General features: G+C 38.0%; 10 protein-coding genes. 6 read left to right on the top strand and 4 right to left on the bottom strand.

Annotation, left to right across the window (positions count from 1 at the left end; all coding sequences use genetic code 11):
* Positions 1-35 precede the first annotated feature (35 nt).
* The 5 genes from KJA58_RS01345 (at position 36) to KJA58_RS01325 (ending at position 6,023) form a co-directional block, all read left to right on the top strand.
* On the top strand, positions 36-1,664 hold the full coding sequence (locus KJA58_RS01345) for a DUF648 domain-containing protein (RefSeq protein ID WP_213357676.1): 1,629 nt from the start codon (positions 36-38) through the stop codon (positions 1,662-1,664).
* 116 nt (positions 1,665-1,780) lie between these two features.
* Complete coding sequence (locus KJA58_RS01340) at positions 1,781-2,713, top strand: hypothetical protein (protein WP_213357675.1); 933 nt, start codon at positions 1,781-1,783, stop codon at positions 2,711-2,713.
* Positions 2,714-2,798: 85 nt separating this feature from the next.
* Positions 2,799-3,704 (top strand): hypothetical protein, encoded by a 906-nt coding sequence (locus KJA58_RS01335; protein WP_213357674.1) that lies wholly within the window; start codon positions 2,799-2,801, stop codon positions 3,702-3,704.
* A 162-nt stretch (positions 3,705-3,866) separates the two neighbouring features.
* Positions 3,867-5,087 (top strand): coiled-coil domain-containing protein, encoded by a 1,221-nt coding sequence (locus KJA58_RS01330; RefSeq protein ID WP_213357673.1) that lies wholly within the window; start codon positions 3,867-3,869, stop codon positions 5,085-5,087.
* Positions 5,088-5,150: 63 nt separating this feature from the next.
* On the top strand, positions 5,151-6,023 hold the full coding sequence (locus KJA58_RS01325; RefSeq protein ID WP_213357672.1) for a hypothetical protein: 873 nt from the start codon (positions 5,151-5,153) through the stop codon (positions 6,021-6,023).
* A gap of 83 nt (positions 6,024-6,106) precedes the next feature.
* Here the strand turns inward: KJA58_RS01325 and KJA58_RS01320 are convergent, their stop codons facing one another.
* A complete protein-coding gene (locus tag KJA58_RS01320) occupies positions 6,107-6,766 on the bottom strand; it encodes a hypothetical protein (protein WP_213357671.1) in 660 nt (219 codons plus the stop codon).
* A 437-nt stretch (positions 6,767-7,203) separates the two neighbouring features.
* On the opposite strand from KJA58_RS01320, the gene KJA58_RS01315 reads away from it, so the two are divergent.
* The gene (locus KJA58_RS01315) at positions 7,204-8,541 is read left to right on the top strand and encodes a sodium:solute symporter family protein (RefSeq protein WP_213357670.1); all 1,338 of its coding nucleotides are present in this window, start codon (positions 7,204-7,206) and stop codon (positions 8,539-8,541) included.
* A 343-nt stretch (positions 8,542-8,884) separates the two neighbouring features.
* On the opposite strand, the gene KJA58_RS01310 is transcribed toward KJA58_RS01315, so the two are convergent.
* The 3 genes from KJA58_RS01310 to KJA58_RS01300 form a co-directional block, all read right to left on the bottom strand.
* On the bottom strand, positions 8,885-10,561 hold the full coding sequence (locus KJA58_RS01310; RefSeq protein ID WP_213357669.1) for a DUF1389 domain-containing protein: 1,677 nt from the start codon (positions 10,559-10,561) through the stop codon (positions 8,885-8,887).
* A 255-nt stretch (positions 10,562-10,816) separates the two neighbouring features.
* Positions 10,817-12,643: a DUF1389 domain-containing protein gene (locus KJA58_RS01305; protein ID WP_213357668.1), complete on the bottom strand. Its 1,827-nt coding sequence runs from the start codon at positions 12,641-12,643 to the stop codon at positions 10,817-10,819.
* 379 nt (positions 12,644-13,022) lie between these two features.
* Positions 13,023-22,892 (bottom strand): LifA/Efa1-related large cytotoxin, encoded by a 9,870-nt coding sequence (locus tag KJA58_RS01300; RefSeq protein ID WP_213357667.1) that lies wholly within the window; start codon positions 22,890-22,892, stop codon positions 13,023-13,025.
* Positions 22,893-23,018: the final 126 nt, after the last annotated feature.

The raw sequence follows: 23,018 nt of genomic DNA, 5'->3' as shown, positions 1-23,018 counted from the left end.
GTATCTTTGTCGAAATTTTCATAAACTAAACCGCGATGCAGCACCCTCAGTACTTACTCAAAAGATCCAGCTTATTCCTTCCTTTAACCTTTCAATGGTCAACAAGCATTTTAAACAATAAACAAACAAATTTTTCCCTTCTAGAACGAATGGTAGAATTTGTTGACAACTTCTTCTTTCTGGGTGGCGAGAAAGCCTTTATATTTATAGACGAAACAAACCAAATCTCTTGCACAAGAATCTATAAAAACATCTCCCTAAAAGAGTTTGGATTCAAAGTTATCCTATTTCTAACTATTGTTATTCCAATAATCATGCTTCTTGCTAAACTCCTGCTAAGAGCCTTCCTTGAGAAAAAATATGCCATTTCAGAAGCTCTTCAAAATCCTATTGCCTCTATCGAAGACCTATATGAGTGCTCTTCAACGCTTCCCAAGCCTCTTAGCCAATCTGAAAAAGAATCTGTACTCGAAGCCCATGATTTTCTTAGAAAAACTTTAGTCAAAAATTTTGAGCGCGATGAAAAAATCTGTAAAGATTCCTTAGATGAAAAGGGAATTTCCACGTCCTTAACGCAAGCTAGTCATCGAGAAAACTGCTGGTTCTCTCTCAAACTTCTCCCAAAATACACTTTCCTTTCCCTTGGAAACACCGTTAATAATAACCAGGAAATTATTAAACGAGGACGAACGAAAGCTTTAGAAATAGTCTCCCAACACCATAAAGCTTTGCTAATATGCGACTCTCTTAAGCTAGATTTGATAGAAATCCCTGGGGTCAAATTTTTAAAAGTCCCCGAAAAATACTCATCTAAGAGCTCTTACCCCTCTCCAAAATTACAAAATGAGGGGCTTCTAGCTTTTACAAATATGGAATCAAGCCCCCAAGAAAATATAATACTAACAACCTCTCTGAAAGAGGTTTCAGCAAAAGAGATCTTACCAGCTCTTGTTCAATTGGTATTTTTTATTAAAAGCTGCAATGGGCTTTATTGTAATACATTACGCTCGGGACCTCTGAGTCATCCTCTATTTCTTTTATCTAGGAACTCTGAAGACAACCGTTATAAGATAGTTATCAACAATCTTGCTGAAGTTAAAATGGGGAGGGGACTAGGGGCTTCTTTTGCATATTTAATCCGAAACATCCCCAAAGAAACGATTCCTTATGTTCTAAATGTCATATTGAAAATTTATCACTTAGAAAAACTAGATCTTAAAGAAATTGAAAATCTTTCTCTCCAAGGGCTCTCTTCTCTCTCGCTGCCAACAAGTTCCTATGTTGACTCAGGTATGTTCTCACAACTGGAAAATCCAATTGTCATAGAAGCTTTAGCTCAGCTACTACACGTAATAGATAGAGAAGCTCTAATAAAACAGCATAAAGAAAAATATCCCTCCTGCTCCTGTATAGAACATCTTTGGGATCTAGAACCTAAACAACCTCAGCTTCTTTATGAAAATTTGACCAACTCTCTCTGTACGACTCCAACAAAAGAAAAACTTTCCCCCCTAAATCAACAAGATTTGAAACAGTCGGCTTTACACCACGCTCTATCAATTTTTCAAGCTTTTAGTATCATCGATAGCTTTGAATTACTTCCTGCAACTCACCAAAGAGCTCCCCAAATGAATCTACTCATAAAAAAATTCTCTAATTCGTAAAAATGAATTGCCACCAAAAAACACAACAGCCTTAGTTATAAACTTTCAAATTATTAAAAAGGACAATTTGATAAAATCTATAAAAAAACTCTTAATAAAAGGAAATCCCTCTATTTATGAGCCTTTCCCCAACAACTTCCCTAGCCTTTTCTCGCACATTCCTTCAAAAAGAGGGGGGAGCTCTGGAAAAGACTATTGCCGCTTTAGACCGGATCTTGGCAATATCCTCCAAATGCATTCAATTTGTGGATGTTACAAGCAAGAAGGAGCTGCTTTTTCAAGAAGATTCCTTCTCCATCTCATCTTCAGAATTAGCCCTAAAAACTATAATCGGAATACTCCTTCTACCTTTAACCATTTTAGCCCTAGCTCTAAGTATTATTCTGAAAGGAGTCTTCTACTACAAGCATTCCTCCAAAGAATTCAAAGAAAGCCTCGGAAACATCCAACCTAAAGACGAAAAGAAAAAAAATTTCTTAGAAAAGGGGACTCAAACTGAAAATCTCATTTCTCAACACCTCCCACAACATTTATCCACCGAACAAATGATTGCTAAATTGAAAGCTTTTATGGTTCTGAATAAACAGGAAAGTGGGTATTTAAGGCACGTCTTTGATTTTTTAAAATCTTCTTACACCATGCTAGCACAGTTTTTTCTAGATTTTGAAAAAGACTTCTCCACAAAAATCTTTACAGAAGGATCAGAAAAAAACTCTCACATGCTAATTCATAGAAACTTTGACATGTTCCTTAAATCTTTGACAGAGAAGATAAGACAAAATTTTCAAGGAAACCAAAAGGCTCTTCCCGAAGAAGGTAAAGAACTCTCCCTATACACCAAAGAGCTTATAAGAGACTTTCACTCCATCTTCATGCTAAACCTCTCCCTTCTAGAGAAAACTCTCGACGTTTCCCTGCTTTCTAAGGAAAATCAGCCTGCCGCACAGGAAAGCATTATCTTCTACCAAAAATTCGATCTTTTCTTTGAATGGATCATTAATAAAGTGAAACTCTGCCGATCAAAAAGCTTCCTACCCAAGTCTTCATAAAAAGAAATCAAATAAAATTTACAATCGATTGATATTTAGAAAAAAGAAAAATTGATAAAATCTTTTTGTAACAAAAGGTTTTATTATGAGTTTCTCCCCCATAACTTCTCTAAGCTTTTCCCCAACATTCCTCCAAAAAGAGGGGGGAGCCCTAGAAAAGGCCATAGAAACTTTGGATAGGATCTTAGCAATATCCTCTAGATGCGTTCAATTTCTAGACATCACAGAAAACGGAGAGCTACTCTTTAAGGAAGCTTCTTTTACCATTTCTACGCCAGAACTCATCCTCAAAGTTGTAGTTGGGATACTGCTCCTTCCTCTGACCATCCTCGCTTTAGCTCTAAGCATTATCTTAAAAGGAGCCTTCTACTACAAACACTCCTCTGAAAGATCTCAAAAACAACAACTTGAAACACAACCCATTAAACCAGCCCCCCTCCAAATCCCGGTAAAAGAAGAGAAAGAACCGAAACCTCCTCAACCTTCTCATCTAGCGGCTTCGAAACCATCTTCCAATTTAAAAACTTCATTATCCGAGCAAGAGCAGACTGGTATAAAGTTAATCTTTAATCTATTACAGACCAGCCATCTAATCTTTATCGATTTCCTTGAAAATATTGAAAAAGAGGGTGCTACGACAATTTTCTCCTCCTCTCAAAATCTTCCATCTCATCTAAAAGTCTATCTTGACTATGAGCTATTCTTAACATCTCTAGAGTCGCGAATAAAACAAAATTTTCATGGAGACCCTACCAAAAATCTCTTTGATAAAGAAAAACTTTCCTCTCAAATAAAAACTCTTCACACAACCTTTTTGAAAATACTTTCTCTTGCAGAAAGACTTCTTGAGGTCAAACTGACTTCTCCGGAAGATATATCCATGCAAGAAGCCTCCATTATTCTCTACAAAGATTTCAATTATTTCTTTAAAGATCTGCTAGCTACAGCTAGAAAAAACGCTATTCAAAGGAAGGAAGAGAGAGTGGGGTAGAGGGAAAGGAAGATTTAAGAAAGTCAACAAATCTTAACCCTAAATATTAATAATTCTTAAAAAACCCTTAAAACACGCCTTAACACATCCTCACTCTTATATTTAAGATTAAAAAAAAAAGCGCCTAAGAGTAAAATGTCCTTGTCTCCCAAGGGGGTATTTATGGGCTTTTGTTCTGCAACTTCTTTTGAATTTTCTCCAGTTTTTATCCAAAAAACTCGTGGGGGAGGATTAGAGAAAACAATATCTCTCCTGGACCGCGCTCTAGCAGTATCTTCCAACTGCATCCGATTCGTTGATGTGTCAGAAACTGGAGCGCCAATGATAGAAGAACAGGTTATAAAAATTTCTTCTATTGAAGTAGTGGCTAAAGTTATTATTGGTATACTTCTTCTTCCTCTGACCATTTTAGCGCTAGCACTAAAAGTTATTTTACGGTCTGTATTTTACTGCAAAACCCCACCTAAAGAAGAATGGATCTCTGCAATACCCCCAAAAGAAGAGAGGATCCCCGAAATACCTTTAGCGCCCTCTAAACCAGCCTTAGAGGCCCTAGAGGAAGAAAAAAAAGAAGAAGCAGACATTATTGGACCTTTCTCTGAAGAAGAAAGGACTCTTCTAAAAGATCGCTTGAAACAAGTGAACTTCATCTCAGATGAAGAGTCCAAACTCATAGAAAACTTGTATGCTAAGATACGCGAATGCATGCGTAGAAAAGATCAAGTCTCCTCTACAAAAGAAAAGCTCTCCGAAAATGAAAGAGCTAAAGAAGAGGCTCTCCAAACTCTCCAAAAACAAAAAGAAAAGCTACAAGAAGCCGAAAGCGCCGAACAAAAAGATTCATATCGAATAGCTTTTTTAGAAGGTCAAATAGAAGATAGCCAGAAAAGGGTCGAGACAATAGAGCAAAAGATAGCGGATTTGCAAACGGAGCTACGGGAGTACGAGTCTCGAGCGATTCCAACAAGAGAAGACCTGGAAAAAGAGTTTGGCGTAGTCATTCTTTCTGATAGAGATTTAACTCTTAAAGAAAATCTTAGCTTTGAGTGGCCTAAACATGAGTGTTTCCGAGGAAAATTGTTCACCATCTGCTATCCCATGGCAATACCTATGGCTTCTGGAGACATTATGTTCCGCACTTCCTATGATAGAGGAAGCTCTCTGTTCAAAGAAAGACAAGTTTGCTACACTAACCTAGCCTTATTCTGGAAGGGCGACAAAGAATCTCGAGAAGCTCTCCTGAAGGAAGAACACTTACTACAACTAGGCCCTTGGTACTATCAGCCCTATCCACTTCAACTGGGCGAAAAAATCTTAGTTGTCGTAGAAAGCCTTTTAGCAAAAAATTTGTTCGATAAATACTCCTCATCAAAATCATATTAAGGTGATTCTCTTAATAGAAACCCTCTAAATTAAAATGACAAACCATCTCTAAAAGGGGCCCCTATGACGTTCTTCTCTCCTCTGGTTGCTTTCGACTTTTCTCCAAAATTCTTAGAAAAAACTGGCGGCGGTTCTCTAGAAAAGTCTCTTGCCATGTTAGACCGAATATTAGCCGTGTCTTCTAAATGTTTCCGATTCATTGATCTGTCTAGTGATGGAAAACTTCTTATCAAAGAAGAGTCCAACCCTATTTCCTGCGTAAAAATTATAGCTAAAGTAGCACTTGGAATTCTTCTTCTACCTATAACAATTATCGCTTTGGCACTAAAAATCATCCTAAGAATAGCCTTTTACAACAAAGAATCTTCATCCAAAGAGTGGGTTCTGTTGAATGACGAAGAAGCCGCAGAAATAGAAGAACCTGAAGACTTAGTTCGAGCGTTCTCCCAAAAAGAACTGCAGTCCATAACTCCAAAATTAAGTAAAGATCTAGGGGAAAGGGATCTATACCTGTTAAAAAATCTTTATGCAAAGATTCGTTATGACTTCTCCTCAGGAAGAAGAAAGCTAGAGGACCTAGAGAAAGAGTTAGACCTAGAGTTTCTAGCAAAAAAAACAATGGATCCGGAGGAGCTCATGACCTTAAAATGGCCCATCCTACTTCCCAATAAAGTAATTATATTCTTCATAGACAAAAGCCCTCGCACCCAGACCGGGTGTGTAGCAGCAGAATTATACATAGAATCAAAAATCAAAACCTATCTACCCGCCTTGCAAGACTGGCGAGGGGATAAGCGGCAACGAAAGCAAGTTTTAGAGGAAAAAGCTTTCATACAAACAGGCTCCTGGACCTATCGATCCAAAGCCAATACGGAAGAACATATTCAGGTTGTTTTGGAAAATTTAAAAATCAAGGATCTTGTTCTCTTTTCTTAAACCAATCCCTCTCCTATTTAGAGGGGAGAAATAAAAAAGAAGCCCCTAAAAGAGGCTTCTTCCGGGAGTCTAATCACTTGAAATTACTCAGTCTGAAATATTTTTTGATTTATTGGATTCGCTCGCAACTTACTCCTCATAGCAATAATCCCATGAACCAGACAAATTCCAGGGTAAAGCATAAAAATCATACTAACCAAGCATCCGAAGGCTATAGGTAAAGCACCTGTAACAACCCCAACTCCAATCAGTGCACCCAGAACAATAATCGGCGTCAAAACAGCTAAAACTGCTGCTACCAACTTAAAAATCTGCTTAACACGTGATCTAGTAGGCTCCTTAAGAAGATTTTCATATCGACCCGGGGTTTCTGTTGGTTTTATATGAAAATCATCTTCTAACTTCACCTTTAGGCTTTCATAGGCACCAGCTATAGATCTTAATTGATTAATTATAGAAGACTTATCAAACAATCCTAATTCTTCTTCATCCCAAGAAGCGTGCAGCATCGATCCAGCTTCAATTAATACTCCCTCAATATCTTTAACAAGGAGGGGAGGAAGATGTCTTTCATTCTGTTTAGCAGCCTCCGCCAAACAAGCCACATCTCTACACAAAGCCCAAGACAACTTTAAAATTGGCTTAGAAAACCCGGCCTCTGGAGAGAAAAAGTCTAATTCCCCAAGCTGAACTTGTTTTTGTTCCACGTAGTCAGCTGTATTACGATTAATTATACCAACCATTTTTAACTCCCAAACTAGTAATTACAAACAAACTAGCTGTTTTTCAACGAAATAGTTAAATAAAAACACACACATTGTAATCTATTTTTTAATAAAAAATCAATTTTTACTTTAACAAACAACTAAGACTTAGAAGGTTTTATATATTTTTAGTTATAAATTAAGAATTCTTTAAGTTTTATTTACTCTAAACCTCGTAAACGCCTCAGCTCCTTAGAAACCTCAGAAATCCGCAACATAATATAGATTATCAGACGTTCTAAGTGTGGGCTCTAGGCCCCAAAACCCCCTATCCAAAATTGAGAAAATCGTACTAAAAGCTTTTTGTTTAAATATCTTTATAAAAAACTAGGCCGCCAAAAAACTTCTGTTTTATAAAGTTTAGGGTTAGAATCTTATACCGAGAAGTTGTGTCATTACATTAAAAAGGTCTATTCATGAACGTTGCTCTATTTTTATCCTGCTTGCTAATCCTTCAAGGAGCTTGTCTATTGATCGCTCGAGGAAACCACTCTTCTCAAAATCATCGAGAATTCTTCCTTGCAGACCGAAGCGTCGGTTGGTTCCCCCTTACAATGACCTTCTTAGCTACCCAAATTGGCGGCGGCTCTCTAATTGGTCTATCTGAAGAAGCGTATCGATATGGATACTCTGCAATATTCTTAGCCATGGGAACCGTTATCGGCTTTTTTATCTTGGGAATAGGCCCCGGAAGAAAATTAGCTGCAAGCTCTTATAATTCTATACTAGACGTTTTTAGCGATTATTATGCTTCATCAAAGCTAAGACGTATCGCCTTCTTCCTTTCTGTGGGATCTCTGTTCTGCATACTCTCAGCACAGTTAATAGCCCTCTACAAACTCTGTTCCGCCGTTCCCTATGGATCATGGCTAGTTTTAACCCTCTGGATCATGCTCGCTTGGTACACCGCTCAAGGAGGCTTGCGCGCTGTTATTAAAACAGACATTATTCAAGTACTATTTATTATCCTTGCAATCTCATATGTGTGCCTAAAATTAGCCTCTGCTCCCCTTGCTACAATAATTACTCCCCTCTTAGATTCCGCTTCTCTTCCCAAAAGCAGTTTGATCTCAGGATTGTTTGTACCTTTAATCTTTATGTTCATCGAACAGGATATGATGCAACGCTGTTTAGCCGCGAAATCTAAGAAAATCGTCAGCATCTCTACGATCCTTGCAGGCCTATTGCTCGCAGGCTTTCAATTAATCCCTATATGGATGGGCGTCACCGCTAAAAAGATGGCGCCCACCTTAGCCGGCGGCAGCGCAATTCTTGAAATGACCCAGCGAGTATGTGGCGGCAGTGTATCAGCTATTCTCTGCTCCGTAATTGTCGTAGCCATCCTTTCCACGGCGGATTCCCTTATCAATTCTATTTCCCAACTGCTGAGTTCCGACATACCCTTAATACAAAAAAAGCCCAAGCTAAGCAGCTTTTTACTCCCCATGACAGCCTTTCTGCTTGTTCCATTTCAACAAAGCGTTTTTCGCTGTATATTAATAGGCTACGGATTGTCTGTCTGCTGCTTATCTGTTCCCGTATTAGCATGCTTTTTGGGTTACAGAGCTTCTAAAGCATCAGCCTTTGCTGCGGTGCTCTCGGGAGGGATTATATACCTACTCTCTTTGCTAGAATTCATCTCTGGATCGGAAATTACCGCTTGGTGCGGCTCTCTATGCGCCTTTTCCCTGATAGAACTAGGGAGAAAGTTTTTGCCCTCTACTCAGCTGAAAGCAAAAACTTCAGAGAAATAACCTCCCAAAACCTGAAGAAGCAAAGGAAAAAGTTTTTTCGTAACAGCACGCACTATTAAAAAGGGCTCTTACCAAAGCTCACTTTTAGCTTTTCTAATTTTTTAACGTTACTTATAAATTTTTGATTCCTCAGACAAAATGAAAGTTCAACTACACAATATATTACAAAGTTAATTACCAAATTAATAAAATTCCCCTTCTTTCGGAATTTTGACCGCCTCCGCTCTTATTCTTAAGCCGTAAAAATTTTCTTTGACAAAAACTTTATGAGCAACTTTCATGTTAATTCCTCAATCTTTCTCCTCTTTTTTCACTTAGAAACGCAAGAACTTTAAACCTGAAACTACCTACATTGGCCGCTATAAAATCTAACCGAAGCATACCACCGCTGCTCTTCGCAATTCCGTATATAAATCTCTTCTCCTTCCAATCGACTAATAAAACTAGCTACGCGATCTGCACTCCATTTCCATCCAAGAATTCGTAACTCCTTCCAAGTAATACCCCTGATAGATTTTACTTGAAGACTCTTTTTTGATCCTTTCAACGTCCTGTTGAAAGTTTTTTGATTTAAGAGAATCTGGTTAAAAAATACTTCTAACAATCTGGAACGATACAACTTGTTCTTTCCCGAGACGAAAAACATCTTCTCACCAAAAGATAACATCCAATCAGCCAAAATATTTCTTCCATCACGATTAGAAAGATCACTAAGCATATCCAGATATTCAATCCTTAAGGTTGACAAAAGGCAGATCCCTTCAAAACTTATCCCATGTTCACAAAGCAAGATAAAGTCTTCTGGAGACAGGTCCCCGGGAGATACTCCGAGTCCATCCATTTCTAGCTCCTTGGATAAGCTGTTATCAAATACGCTACAAAGAAGATTGGCTTGATTAAAGAAGCCACTCCAATCCTTTGAAAAACAAGATTCCTGCATTTTGTTATAAACAGTCCCATAAAGCTTTATACAATGAGAAAGAATCCAGTACTTCCTAGAAAAAATATTATCGCCTTTAACAGAAAGCCCCAATCTTGATACGCTGTAGGCAGCAATCGTTGCCAAAGACAGCTCCTCCCCTAATTTATGAGGACTTTGTAGATCAAATAAGGCTTCTTCTGTTAATCCTATCTTTAAAAACTCCGAAAGAAAATAAAATGGACAATGGTTTTCAAGCGAAAAATCCGAAAAGGAGAAGGGCGTGGTGTAGGGAAGACGCAAGCAGGCCTCTCTTTTCAGAGAGTCCACACCGTATAGCAAAACTTTTTCATACAAGCTTGAAGTCAAATGTTTTCTTAAAAAATTCTCGCTTTTTGTAGAAAAGTGGTGTGTGTTGCACAAAAGTTCAAGTACCTCCTCGACTACAAGGTTCTTTTGAAAAATAAATTTTTTGAACGCCGGAACAGTATTTATAGAACAAACAACTTCGGTCAAAAATCCTGGAGAAGAAGTTGGAGAAGCAGTCATTCCCTCCATAGCTTTTTCAGTTGATAAGCTAGCAGTTTCTTCTAGGAGTTTCTTTTTATGAAACGCTACTCTTTTGTAAAAAACATCTTTAGCTCCTTGAGAATCAAGAAGAAGACCCTCCTTAACGTATTCCTTAGTCTTATTTGTTTCACAAAAATCATCACCCCTTCTTAACCCCCTAATTAAAGATGATAAGTTGACTCTCTCAAAACTAAGCTCTTCTCTAGGGAAGCGCCTAATGTTTTTCTGCGGACCTAAAAATTTAGAGCCAATCCTATCGCTGTCAGAAGTCATGCAAATTCTGGAACAGGCAAAAAGAAGCCCCGAAAAAATTATTGAAAGGGATAGCAAAAAAAATCCAAATGTGGATAGTTCGGAAAACATTATGACCCCGGCTAATAAAAATAAAGTCGAAAACATAATTCCTAACACTAAACCACAAACCTCTTCATAAGTTTTTGATTTTCTATAAGGAGTCATCAAAACCGGAGAACTGTTTGAATTCTTAAATACTTCTGAGGAGGATTTATAAAAAAAAGGCTCTAACTTCATTTTTTGACACATCACAAAAATTAATTTGTTAATAAAATTTTTTATGCTACAATGGGGCCCTTGTTTTGTCATTTCCAGGAGAACTGGCAATGAGCTCTTCGGGACGTTTGTTCTAGCGAAGCATTCTCCCTTGTAGGAGCCCGAACATCTGCTTTTCAAGACAAGAGATTCTCCAGAATCCGGAGAGGCAGGCTCGAGGCGCCCCTATTCAAGGTTTGTTCCTAGCACTTTAAAGCTCCGCTACAAACAGTGTCGTTAGCTCTCTTCTATCCTCAATCTTCCTCTCCTATATACAGATCTGTTCCAGTTCGTCCACGAAAGGCCTCTTGCTTGCTGCCTAGAGGTTCTAGGGTTTATTGAAAAACGAAAGCTTAAGTCATTATCTCCATACACTCTAATTGGGGTATACCACTCCTGAAGATCACAACGTCGTATGCAAATTTTATCTCCCTCTAATTGACTTAAAAATTCTGCGACACGCTCTGTCTCCCACTTCCAAGCAAGTACCTCCAATTCCTTCCAAGTAATACCTCTAATAGACTTTGCTCGAGGAATCGCTTCTATTTCCACTGTATTGCTTCCTGAAACAACTTGAGATGAAAACAAATCCATTAACAAACTAGAACGGTGCAGCGTATTTCTACCAAAAACAAAGAACAATCTCTCCCCGAAAGACAACATCCAATCAGCCAAAATATTCCTTCCTTCGTGATTGGATAAATGTGAGAGCATATCTACCTGTTCAACTTTCAAAACTGATAACCAACAAATACCTCTGAAGCTTATTCCATGCTCACAAAGCAACATCAAGTCTTCTTCGGATATTTCGTCGAAAGAAACACCAAATCTTTCAGCCCTTCCAGCTCTAGAAAAATACTCACAGAACGCATCTAAAATACTCTTAGCACAAAGGCTACATCTAGCCTTATCTTTCAGATAATAATTTCTACACATTTCTGTATAGATAAGTTCTAGAGGTTTCATACAAAGGCTGAGAGCCCAAAACTTTCTTGAAAAAATCGTATCCTTTTTCTCTGAAAGTCCTAACCTTGACACACTGTAAGCAGCTATAGTAGACAAAGAAACATGGCCTCCTAACTTATGGGGCTCTTTAAGTCCTATAAGAGCTTCTTCCGTCAACCCAATCTTCAGAAACTCTGATAAAAAGTAAAACGGGCAAGAAGATTCGTACAGCGCTTTTATTTGAAAAAAAGAGACTCCTTGAGAAAAAGTCAACTTTGCTTCTTCTCTCAAACTTTCAATACCAAAGGATCGAGCTTTGTTATACAAATTAGGAGATAAACACCCCTCCCAAAAACCATCCCTCTTAGTAACCAGAGAATGAATGCTAAGGAAAAGCTCAAAAACTTCTTCAACTGAAAGCTTCTCTCTTATAATGAACTCTTTAAAACCTGGAAGAATCTCCATTGAGTGGATAACTTCATCAAAAAATCCAGGAGAAGCTTTTCCTAAAGCTTCTGGAGAAGATAAAGCCTTTTCCATAGCTTTTTCAATAGAAGGATCTGGAAACCTTACACCTGGAATCTTTCTTCGATCAACTTTACTTTTTTCATCTCTTTTTTCTTCATAAAGAGGTTTCGAAGTCCTTGTTTTATCCTCTCCTCCTGAAGAAACTCTTTTTCTAAAACTTTCTTCGAGAGATTTTCTTCCCGTATCTTCTCCCTTTTCACCTCTTCCACGAAACATCTTCTTAAACCTCGAATCAAATGAAAGTCTAGAAGACTCATAACCACTTTTTATTTCGGACACACTTTCATCAATTTTTGATGAAGAAAAATTAAAGAACCTACGATCGCATTCTTTGGAACTATAAATTCGGGCACAAGCAAAGAGAACCCCTGCTAGGATTATCACAATAAAGAAAAAAACCACCGTAGCTAAAGACGTTAACCCAAAGATAAACGCACATCCTAAAAACAAAGCTACCACAACTGCAATGACCTTGGAAGCAGTACTAGCAACTATTTCACTAGTTTTCATTCGCTTAAAAGGCCCTAATAAATCACAGAAACTTGTTGATTTTTCAGAAATTGTTGCTGAATCTTTACGACTAGAGAACATCTGTTTCACAGGGAATTAAATCTATAGTTGCTAACATGTTGAAGCTGTATCTCCTCTCAGAGCTTTCTCGAGATAAGCAGAAAGAAAAAATTTTTGAAACAACCACATTTAAATTAAAATTTATATTATCTGTTTCTTATCAAGAAAATAAACCTCTCAACTATATCTTTTTTTATAAAGATTGGCCATTATTTTTATTAAAAATAATTTTACATAAACTGAAAAACATTTAACAAAAACTCTGTTATCATGAAGTTAGGATGAAAAATTAAGCGTTGAACCATTATCAGGAATATTCTGGTTCTTAGATTCTCTTGTAGTTGATTAAATTTTTACGCAGATTGATACCAAGATAGAGTTGAGGGAGGCGCTATTTATTTTAATTCTTTTTCTTTTCTTCCGAGTTTTTCTTTTCCTCAGGAACTATTTCTGTAACAACAAATATATTTCTGCTGTTGTACTGGGAATTATCAACGTGTTTTACGACCATAGTAACATTGGATTTTGTAGTGCAGAGCATAGCTCCTGAAGTCTGGATTAAATCAATATTATTAGCCACGTTATTTAATCCCACCACTTTATAGTGCACTACATAGCCCGAGCGTTCCTGTCTCTTTGTAAACATTACTCCTTGAGAAGTTATTAAGGCCATTTTCGAATTTGCCGGCAGAGTTAAACGCATATCTTTTTTAAGTTGTTCCTGAACCCAGGTTGAAGATATTTGAGAATAATAGCCAGAACTCTCTTCTAGAATTTCCTCTGGAACTTTCCATTGCTGTTCTTTTTCGCACAAGTGTAGGGACTCTTTTAATAAGTAGTCATCATACGTTCTTGCTCGCATCGATTGCTTAAACCGATCACGTAAATCCCAGGCATTCAGATCCTCGAAGGACCTATACTTACCACCCTCAATAAGGTCAAAATGCATCACTGGATCATTTTTTGAATTTAAGCCGGTTTCTATTGAAATAATCCCAACCTTAGAGGAATACCTTCTCATCCAATTCATATAATCAAAACGAATTCTTTGAATAGCCGGTCCAGAGAAAGTAACCCCGGACATAGATAAGGTCTCTCTATTCAAAATCGTGAGCAGATTCCTTTCTAGGACCATCATCTTTTGAAATTCCTGCCACTTACACTTATAATTTGGAAACTTTATAAGAAGCGCTTCTGTCCCTTTTGGTCCGAATCGAGTTATGCGAGTTAGGAATAAATCTCCAGTTAATGGATCTGTATAGAAAGAAGCTCCTCGTACAGCTAACCCTGGCAGCTCATACTTTTTTATAGAGGTATCTATCGGCAACCACTTGAAATCGTTAGACGAAGTGTTAGTGGCGTTTGGATTAATCGTGTATGCAAAAATATTCGTGTCTGGGAAACGCAATGTATCGTGAGGAAACTCCAAACGGTAAGGGACATTTTTGTGCTGTTGTAAATTTGTGACGTGGTGCGCTGACAGAAATTCACTTGCTAAAATTGCCAAATTCAGTTTCTCAGATCCTAACGTCAACTCCAAATGATCCCGGTATTCTGGATTAATTAGCGGGATTTGATCGTCTAAATCTTTACGTAAGTCTAGTTTTTCCTTTATTGACGTGTTGAAGAAGACTTTAAAGTTTATGGTGACACTACCTACTCCTTGTCCTCCACGAATATAAAAAAGAGTTACGATCAAATCTCTTCCATGGATTTTCACTAAATCCTGGGCATACATCAGCTGCCGACTAAGGCCATCCGTTTCCTCACTAACACGATAACGAACGAAGTTCCCAAGTATTAGAGAAGTTGTATACACGTCTATTCGACTACAAGAGCGCCACTGATCTCGTGATACCAATGTTTCTGGTTGTTTTTTCGCCTCAAGAATCGGAGATTCTAATTCGCTATAAAACACCACGTTTTCGGATTTTGGACCTCTTTGGAAGGACAGGTATTTAATATTACGTGGAGGTACGGTAACATTAAATCTTTCTGAGGGAGAAGAAATGGCCCACTTAGAATTTTCCATACTCCCCATAAAGGTTCCTGAATGCATCTTTCCAACAATTCGAAGCTCTGCATCCTCCTTATTTTCCACCCCTAAAATGTGAATGGGACTATCTCCGTCTTCTTTTGACTCGAGTAGAGTAACGGCATCATCCAAACTTCTAACACTTTCTATTCTATCCGTCACCAACATACTGTGTCTGTAGAGAGTATGTGTTTCTCCTCGATTTTTCTTTAAAATGTCGTACCATTTTCCCAAGTTTCCATGGACCTTATCCGTCACTTCTATAAATGTCGATCTGGGAACTTCATCTGGCCAGGTCAACTTAATGGGGATGTTGTATCGAGGAGAAGAAATTATGAGTTCCATGGTATTATTTGAATCTAATGGCAATCTACCCTCTATAGAGCTTACGACTAGAGAGTAAAAATCTAGAACAGCCCCAATCGACAAACTTCCCTTTAACTGGATCGTAATCTCTTTTGAGGCAATACCTGGAAGCGATTTTATGATATAGCTACAACCTTCTTCTCCCGATACAACCACATTATATTCGGAACTGGCACGAACAGAAATTTGCGCGTATGGATTAGGGTGATAAGTAAGCGTTTGATTTTCAACATCAAAGACCACTAAACTATCTTGCCTGATTATGGTGAATTCTTTGTTAAGAGGAATATTCAAATCTTTTAAAGATGCTAAAATTTCTTCTGGATACCCAGATACTTCTGGATAAGCTTTTTGCCATTTAGAATGATCGCAACTGGCTGCACCAAAAACCAACGATTCTCCTTCAGCTTTCATAGCACGCAGCTCGATTCCATCATCTAGAAGAACTATTACCTTATCTACCCACCTTGCGTAATCGCTTGTTGATTGATCCAAGGGGTATCCGATGTACAATCCCCTAACAATCTTAGAAACAGCATTTTTCGGCAAAATAAACAGCAATAATGCCATGAAGAGAATGTCTTTCTGTTCAATCTGTGGTTGAACTTTAATATCAAAAACAGATTGGTGAAGTGTAACAATGTGTTGCGTGGAACTTTCATCCAAAAAAATCAAGGTGTTTACTAAAACACTCTGTACGTCATATTGGCATTTACCAGCTCCAGAATAAACTGCTCCTCCACCTGCTCCTAAGAAGAACCTGGTGTCCTGGTCTCCATAAAAGGCATCGTATCCAGATGCAGACCCCATAACTGTATTAAACCCATAGTGTCGAATTGTCAGAATAGTAAAAATGTTGTACTTATCGTCCATCATTTTCACTTGCTGCTCCCCTTGACGAAGGTCAAATGTAACAGAATAAGGTTTTGGTATAGCTCGGAATGAAATGGCGTTATTAGCTTTTGGATCTCCTATTAAATCATAAAATCCAGCTCCTCCAACTTGAACAACGACCCCTCCTGATCCGCCCTTAACAATTATCTTATAATCTTTATATGATTCCGCCTGTTCGATACGTTTCTGTCGAGTGTCCAACTTTTTTTCATCTTCCTTTTCCTTGTCATCTCCATCCTTAGCGTTCCCATCCTCTTTGTCTTTCCCATCTCGAAAAGTTTCATCTTCCGTGGGATCTTCATCTAAAAGACGCACTGGAAGCACGGTAAGAGGATCCTCTCCTGCTATAATTGTTGTTTGTTTTGATACAGCTGTTAACGGTGGTTGATAATATCGAGAGTCTGCCTCCATGACTGCCTCTCTCCACACCACTCTATTAGAAAGATAAACGACTTCTGTAACAGCTTTGTACTGAATGCCGTACCCAACAATAACGGTATGATACTTTCCTGGAGGGATTTTTGGAACTTCTTTAGGCCAATAACTGTTAGCATGTCCTTTTGCTAAAGCTCTTTCTGGAGATATACTGTAGGCATAACTTAACAATTCACGAACTTCTCTATCCGATAATTTTGGATGGTGGCCAATCCAGCGGTTGGCATTGTAAGAGCGATCGCCGGTCAATTTTGGCGGATTTTCTCTTAAGTCTAAACAGACATTCCCCAAAGCTCCATTACCAGATAAATCTATAACCCCCCTTTCAGGGATGCTAACAACCACATTTTCACTGCTCTGATCCAAAAAAGCTTTATATTTTAACCAGGTATCATGGCGCGATTCGTGATAAGCAACATTCCTTGCAATAGAAGCCGCCCCCATACCAATTGCTGCTACAGGACCTGCTGCTAACATAAGGGACGGTGCAGCAACAGCGGACAATGTAAGCGCGAGAGAAATAGTATCGAACGCTACTTGCACTCCTGCAGCCACTCGCTCACTATGAGAAGTTTCTTGTGTAAGAGAGCTAATACTACTATAGAGATTCCAAACTCCTGCCACAGTTTCCAGAATAGGAAGCTCCAAAACTCTTGCTGCCCCTAATAGAGCTCTTCCAGCGCTCCCTCCAATTTTGTGCGCAGTTGACTGCAACCTAGCAGCTAAGGCGCTTTCTAAACTAAAAGCGTTTATTCCAGAATCAGTTAGAAAATTTTTCCCCATTGCCTGAATTGCAGACCCTAGAGTCAATTCTGCCGTAGCCTTAGCATCTAGAATTAAATTAAAATTTGCTAACGCATCAGCAGATTGCCCTTGTTCTACCATACGGGCATATTGGACAAGAGAAAGAACAGACATCCCCAGATCTAAATCTAAAACTCCGGTCCTGGACACTTCATCGAGCATTCTACCAACTTTTCTAAATGAAGCAGCTAATCCTTTCCCATCAAAGGTAATAGTCTTAAATTTTTTATCAGCTGTTTCTATTTCCACTATTAGCTGATCTTTATCATCAATTCTTGTACTTTTAATTTTTGCTTGATCCTTGTCAGTTATAGAGACAGACTTCAATTTCTCTGCAATAAGTCTCCGCATAGCCTGCAAAGAAGCCTTCATCTTGGCCATTCTACGTTTTGAAGTTTGTATAAGAGCTACAACTTCATTTGGAGCGTCTATGATAGCTCTTCCCCTAACAGGCTTCGTTCCCGGTTCAAGCCCATTGGTTCTTAAGAGTGTTTGAATTAAACTTGATGTATCTGCATCCAGAGCATTTTTGGAAAGATAGTCATTTAAAACATCTCCATCAATTTTTAAACGAGATAAGTCCTCTTCTTTAGTAGATTCTGATACCCTTTTGTGATCAACCGTTCCTCCTATTTGAAAAAGAATACGCCATGATGTCTCGATTTTGTTAACAGAAACACTTCCCCTATCAGTCATTTTCTCCAGAGTAGTGGGGAGATGTCGAGAAGTTAATCCTAAATCTGTTCCAGAGAGCAAACTGTTTTTAAACAGAAGATTTTTGGGGATGTAAATTTTTATTTGATCTTTCACTGATTTTGCATCAGACAATCCATAACGGTTTCTTATCTCAACAGACTCCTCCATCATCCCGCCCACAAAATAGAAGGCTTGATCAACAGAATCAAAATCAACGTGTCCAAAGTTTGGATCTGTAAGCCTATAAATATCAATACCCAATTTCTGTAGCACCATAGAGTGATTTGGGGTGGTAATAAGGACGCTTACTGTAGATTTTTTTTCGAATAGCTCTTTTAACGTTAAAACACTCCAATTTTCAGCAGAAAAAGCTTCCCCACGAGACAAAAATTTATTTCCTCGTAATTGCAACCAGTCAATTAATGTAGTACTTCTGTCTACTAGTTTTTGATCAGATTCTGATAAAGACAGGCCATCTCTTTTATTTTCTTGATATAAAGACGAAACGGCCATTAAATTGTCTTGTGTTAATCTATAAGACTCAGCATCCTCAGCTAACATGTACAGCATAGACAAGCCCATACAGCGACCCTCCACTTCGTATAAGAAAGTTTGCGGGTGAGTTTCTATCGACTTGCTCCCTAGACGTGCAGCTAGATCTGACCAGCGCTCTATATGTGTATTAAAAAACTCTCCCCAAGACTCTGCTGTATACTTCACACCTTCCACAATATAGGTTATTGGGGGGATGTCATGAGGAGTAAAAAATATATCTTTATCTAGGCCGACTCCACGGTAATCATATACATTAACAGCAGTAGGTTCTGTGATAGTAGTTATTCGAGGACGATTCAACTTTTGATCTGCATTAACGACTTGAGAAATCCCAGGAAATGCGCCGGCAAGCAAAGAACTCGTTGCTTCTGCTAGAGAGTATTGATCTGTAAGTATTCTGTGTACTTCTGTTAAGGAACAGTAATACTGGCCACCAGAATATTGTATGAGATCTTGAATGCCTTTTGTATTAATAAAACAAGTTGCATCGCTATCTCGAAGAACACTTTGTACTTTTTCTTCCGTTAACGTTCCTGCTTGAATGTCTCGATGAATTTCGTATAAAGCTTCTAGATATCGTCCCATAGTATATCCGGCAGGATTAAACATTCCGGACGCCAAATTTACCATCGTTTGATCTATTTCTCGCCCATCTTCCATTCCGTACCGCCGCCCAAAAGCCGTGACACTATTATCGGAAGGTGGGGCAAGTAGTTTTTGAGGAGTATATGGTGAGAGCACTTCTCCCAACATTTCTAGGCCAGCATTTTTCAAATGCTCATAAATTTTTTTACCTTCTTCCCCCCTTTTTTCTGAAACCAAATAATCATACACATAAGGAATGGCTTCGTGCATTCCATCATAATCATCTTTAAGCTCTGACCTCACAACATCCACTAATAATTTGGAGGGAGCAGGAAATACTGGCTGTGTTGACAAAACGCCAGAAACTCCAGAATTTGCCAAAAATAATTGTCCAAGCGTTTGAAAATCTTGAAAAGCGTAGCCATCTTTCTGCATCCTCTCAAATAGAGGATGCCCAGATAAATACGCGTCCATATCACGAACAAGGACACGATTATTATCTTTAAACTTCTCCTTAAAAGCCTGTACCTTAGATTCAGGACCTGCAACACGTCGTTGGTATATTTCATCACAAATTTTGTCGTACCAAGAGTTTTGATTTTTCTGATCTTGTTTGGTCAGACTTTTGTCATTCGATAAGTCTTTAACAAAAGCCAAAGTCTTCTTTTTGAAATCATTTTCTGATAAACGCAAGTATGACTTTAATAACTGTTCATGATGTCTATACAAGTATCCTGAACTGATATAGTATTCAATTTCATTAATTTTTTTTTGTAAGATTGCTTTTTCTGAAATTTTTGTTGTAACTTCTAGAAATTTATCATTCTCATCAAGCGTTAGAAGATCTAAACTTTCTTTGGCCTTAAGTTCACTGTACGTAGTTAGGAGGGCCATCTCCGTTTGAGAAAGAGGCGATTCATCCAATGAGTCAATAAAATTAGATATAGCTAGTGTTCTTTCAGATATAGCGATCATATCTTTTAAAAATAACGCTCTGTTTCCTAAAGAACTAGTCCACAAGTTAATCGTTGTTTGTGGATCTGCTTTTAAATATAACTTGACCGCTTTATCTAAATCTTTTTCAAAGCTACTATGCATGTCAAGTATAAAACTGATGCTATTAGATACTGGAAATTGCGTGGAACGAACTAACTCTGCTAGCTGCACCTGTAGAGAAAATATCCCCTCATAAGCCATCTTATCATCAGATAGCTGTTGCTTCGCCAATGTTAATTTTACGTCTAACTCAGAAATTTCCCCAACGTCAAATACAGAAGATGTAATAATTGTGTTAAATTGTTGCAACAAATCTTCAGAACATACAGATTTTGCTTTCTCAGACCATGATTTTGTAAACTCTTGTATATTCACTGTAGTTCTAGATACAAATTTCAAAGGTTTGGTATTGATCTTTGCTGGATCTGAAAATAATAAGTCCCCCGCTTCTCGATTTTTGATCCCACACCAAGTGCTATCGTCTGCTGGAGTCACATCATTCGCTCCTACGGACAAAGGATGAAGCCAATCAAAAGTGATAGAATCAGGTCCGCTCTTCTCTTTAAATCCTTCTTTCAATTTCTCTTGATACGCCCCTAAAAAAACATCTTTCCCTAGCTTTCTTCCTTTGCTTTCTAGAAAATCTTGTCCTATAGGCCCTTGTTCTCGGAAAAAATTTTTTATTGTTTGCGTAATTAAATCAGGCCCTGAGATACCAAGAGTGCTGACAGCTCCCGGCATAATAGAGTCTTGCCGAAAATCATAGAACAATGACCCACCGAGATAATCTTTGACCAACTCGCCACCCACTACCGCCATTGCATCAAGTTCGGAAAGCTCTTGTAAACTACTAAAAAACTCCTGGCTAAGAACATTTTGTCTTAGGGTCTTCTGTTGCTCGTAGGCTTGTTGTTGCGCTCGAATAACCGCTTCAACGGTGTAACTCCCTTTATGAGACATCATCAACCCATTTAGTCCACGAACATTCCATCCTGTTGACCACTTGTGATAACGTTGTAAAATAGGCATAGTATCGCGAACTACGCTGGAAGCCATTCTGTCAAAAAAATCTTTGCTATCATGAGATGATGCAAACGATTTTAACTTTTCAATAAGCTCAGGAAGCTTCTCTTGATTATCTTTCGGAATTTTAGATAAGTCTACTTCCTGAGCAATATCCTGTAAGGAAAGAGACTGTCTCTCCTCATTGACAAGCTTGAGTGTGATTCCAGATATGGCTCTTCGTGTTGAGAGATCTTCAAAAAAACTGTCACCACCAATATCGTGAATTTGCTTATTAATATCCGAAGAATATGCCGGCATCATATCTAAATCAGTATAAATTCCGCCAAGCTCGTATAACATATACATTCTAGCTTGATCTGTTGCAGCGGCATAATTCCATCGCAACAACATTTCCATGTTGTAGTTGTATTGATTAATCTTATTACTCATAGCATTTAGTTCTTTAATATCCTTGATATACACTCTAGTCCTTTGTAAATCCGTATTTACTTTATCAATTAATTGCTGAACTTTTCTCTTATTGTCTTCTATAAGCTTCCGATACGCCGCTATTTCTTCTTGAGGAAGATTCATTTCTTGGGAAAGAAACTCTATACGCGTTTCATCAGAAATGGAGCCCAATCCCTTAAGAAGACAAAAGTTAAAAAACCGATCTTGTTGCACAACGGTTTCTTTTAAAAGAAGAGCATTGAAAGTATCTTTAACATTTTTGCTTAGAGAAAAATAAGCGGCCCTCATTCGTTGAATATCTTCCAGGTACTGTTTCTGAAGTTTTGGATCTTTAGTAGCATCATATTTAATCCTTATTTCATCGTATCGACTAATAAAATCCTGATCTGATTTAGGTATGCTTTCTCTAAGTTTTGAAATTGCTACGTCAAAGGCATTTCTTTTCATGAGGGAAGAAAATTTTGCCGCCCCATATGCAGACCCGTCCACCCATAAATAAAAATCAAAATCATCATAAGCTTTTAAAAACGTTTTAATATAAGCGTCTGTGCCTTCTGGAGGAGAACCAGCAACCCAGATACCATGGAAAAGTTTCTCTACATCTACTCGATGAGATTTATATTCATGCTTAATTTTTACCATTACTTTAGAGAACGGATGTGTATCTGATAATTTTAGTTTTTTCTTAATTTGATCTAAAAACTCTGCTTGCTTAACTAACAAACCTTGTCCTTCTCTGGAATTTTTATCTTCCATTTTGTTATAGCGGTTTATTGCTTTCTTTAAATTATTGATAGCTTTAGGGCATGATTTGATTTCTTCTGAAGTTAAACCTAATTTCTCGACAACGTTTTTATCTGTAAGATCATATTTACTTACCTCCGCTCCACTTTGATCTGCTGCAGCACGTTTTTTTCTAAATAAAAGCTTTTGTAACGGTTTTTCTGTTTTATCAAGGTTGGATTTACCTTTTTGTGAAACAGAAGTGGATCCTGTTGGGAAGATAGCATCATTTGTTGTCTGTGTTGAATTTGTATATCTAGCCGCAGACGTAGGTGTTGTCCTTTCTGTATACGGTCGAAACGAGGGCCGAACAGGTTGTACTGTTGTAGAAAATAAGTGCGCTAGAAGTCGAGAGGTGTTGAATAAAAGAGAAGTTTTCCAATTCCCTGTATGGTTGGCTGGAGTTACCTCAGTTACAGTCTGCGTAGAAGTTTGTTTTTCTAAAGTTTTCCTAATACTTTCTTGAATCATCCCCCCGATTTTAACGACTTCTTCGGTAGTATTGTTTTGCCTGATTAAATCGTTATAAAGAGTTACTTCATTTTCAGTGTTAATGGATGGCGTAGAAAGAGTTTGGTAATGAGGCTTTGTTTCATTATGATTTTGAGAAAGACGAGACGGACTGGTTTTTTCCGGCAAACCCATTCAGTAAATAATTGATTTCTTTGGAGCTTACAATTATAAAGATTTCCTTATAAAACTCAATTAGCTCCTAGAACCTTTGAGCTTAATTTTCACAAGGCTATGATTTCCAATAATTAAAACGACTTG

The sequence above is a fragment of the Chlamydiifrater phoenicopteri genome, assembly GCF_902807005.1.
GTDB lineage: Bacteria > Chlamydiota > Chlamydiia > Chlamydiales > Chlamydiaceae > Chlamydiifrater > Chlamydiifrater phoenicopteri.
The sequence above is the reverse complement of the archived record's forward strand: the minus strand, read 5'-3'. Positions and strand labels throughout refer to the sequence as shown.

Excerpts from the sequence above, each read along its gene's own strand:
- KJA58_RS01330 (WP_213357673.1), top strand. The coding sequence starts at position 3,867 with ATGGGCTTTTGTTCTGCAACTTCTTTTGAATTTTCTCCAGTTTTTATC.
- KJA58_RS01345 (WP_213357676.1), top strand. The coding sequence starts at position 36 with ATGCAGCACCCTCAGTACTTACTCAAAAGATCCAGCTTATTCCTTCCT.
- KJA58_RS01325 (WP_213357672.1), top strand. The coding sequence starts at position 5,151 with ATGACGTTCTTCTCTCCTCTGGTTGCTTTCGACTTTTCTCCAAAATTC.
- KJA58_RS01335 (WP_213357674.1), top strand. The coding sequence starts at position 2,799 with ATGAGTTTCTCCCCCATAACTTCTCTAAGCTTTTCCCCAACATTCCTC.
- KJA58_RS01300 (WP_213357667.1), bottom strand. The coding sequence starts at position 22,892 with ATGGGTTTGCCGGAAAAAACCAGTCCGTCTCGTCTTTCTCAAAATCAT.
- KJA58_RS01305 (WP_213357668.1), bottom strand. The coding sequence starts at position 12,643 with ATGTTCTCTAGTCGTAAAGATTCAGCAACAATTTCTGAAAAATCAACA.
- KJA58_RS01320 (WP_213357671.1), bottom strand. The coding sequence starts at position 6,766 with ATGGTTGGTATAATTAATCGTAATACAGCTGACTACGTGGAACAAAAA.
- KJA58_RS01340 (WP_213357675.1), top strand. The coding sequence starts at position 1,781 with ATGAGCCTTTCCCCAACAACTTCCCTAGCCTTTTCTCGCACATTCCTT.
- KJA58_RS01310 (WP_213357669.1), bottom strand. The coding sequence starts at position 10,561 with ATGAAGTTAGAGCCTTTTTTTTATAAATCCTCCTCAGAAGTATTTAAG.
- KJA58_RS01315 (WP_213357670.1), top strand. The coding sequence starts at position 7,204 with ATGAACGTTGCTCTATTTTTATCCTGCTTGCTAATCCTTCAAGGAGCT.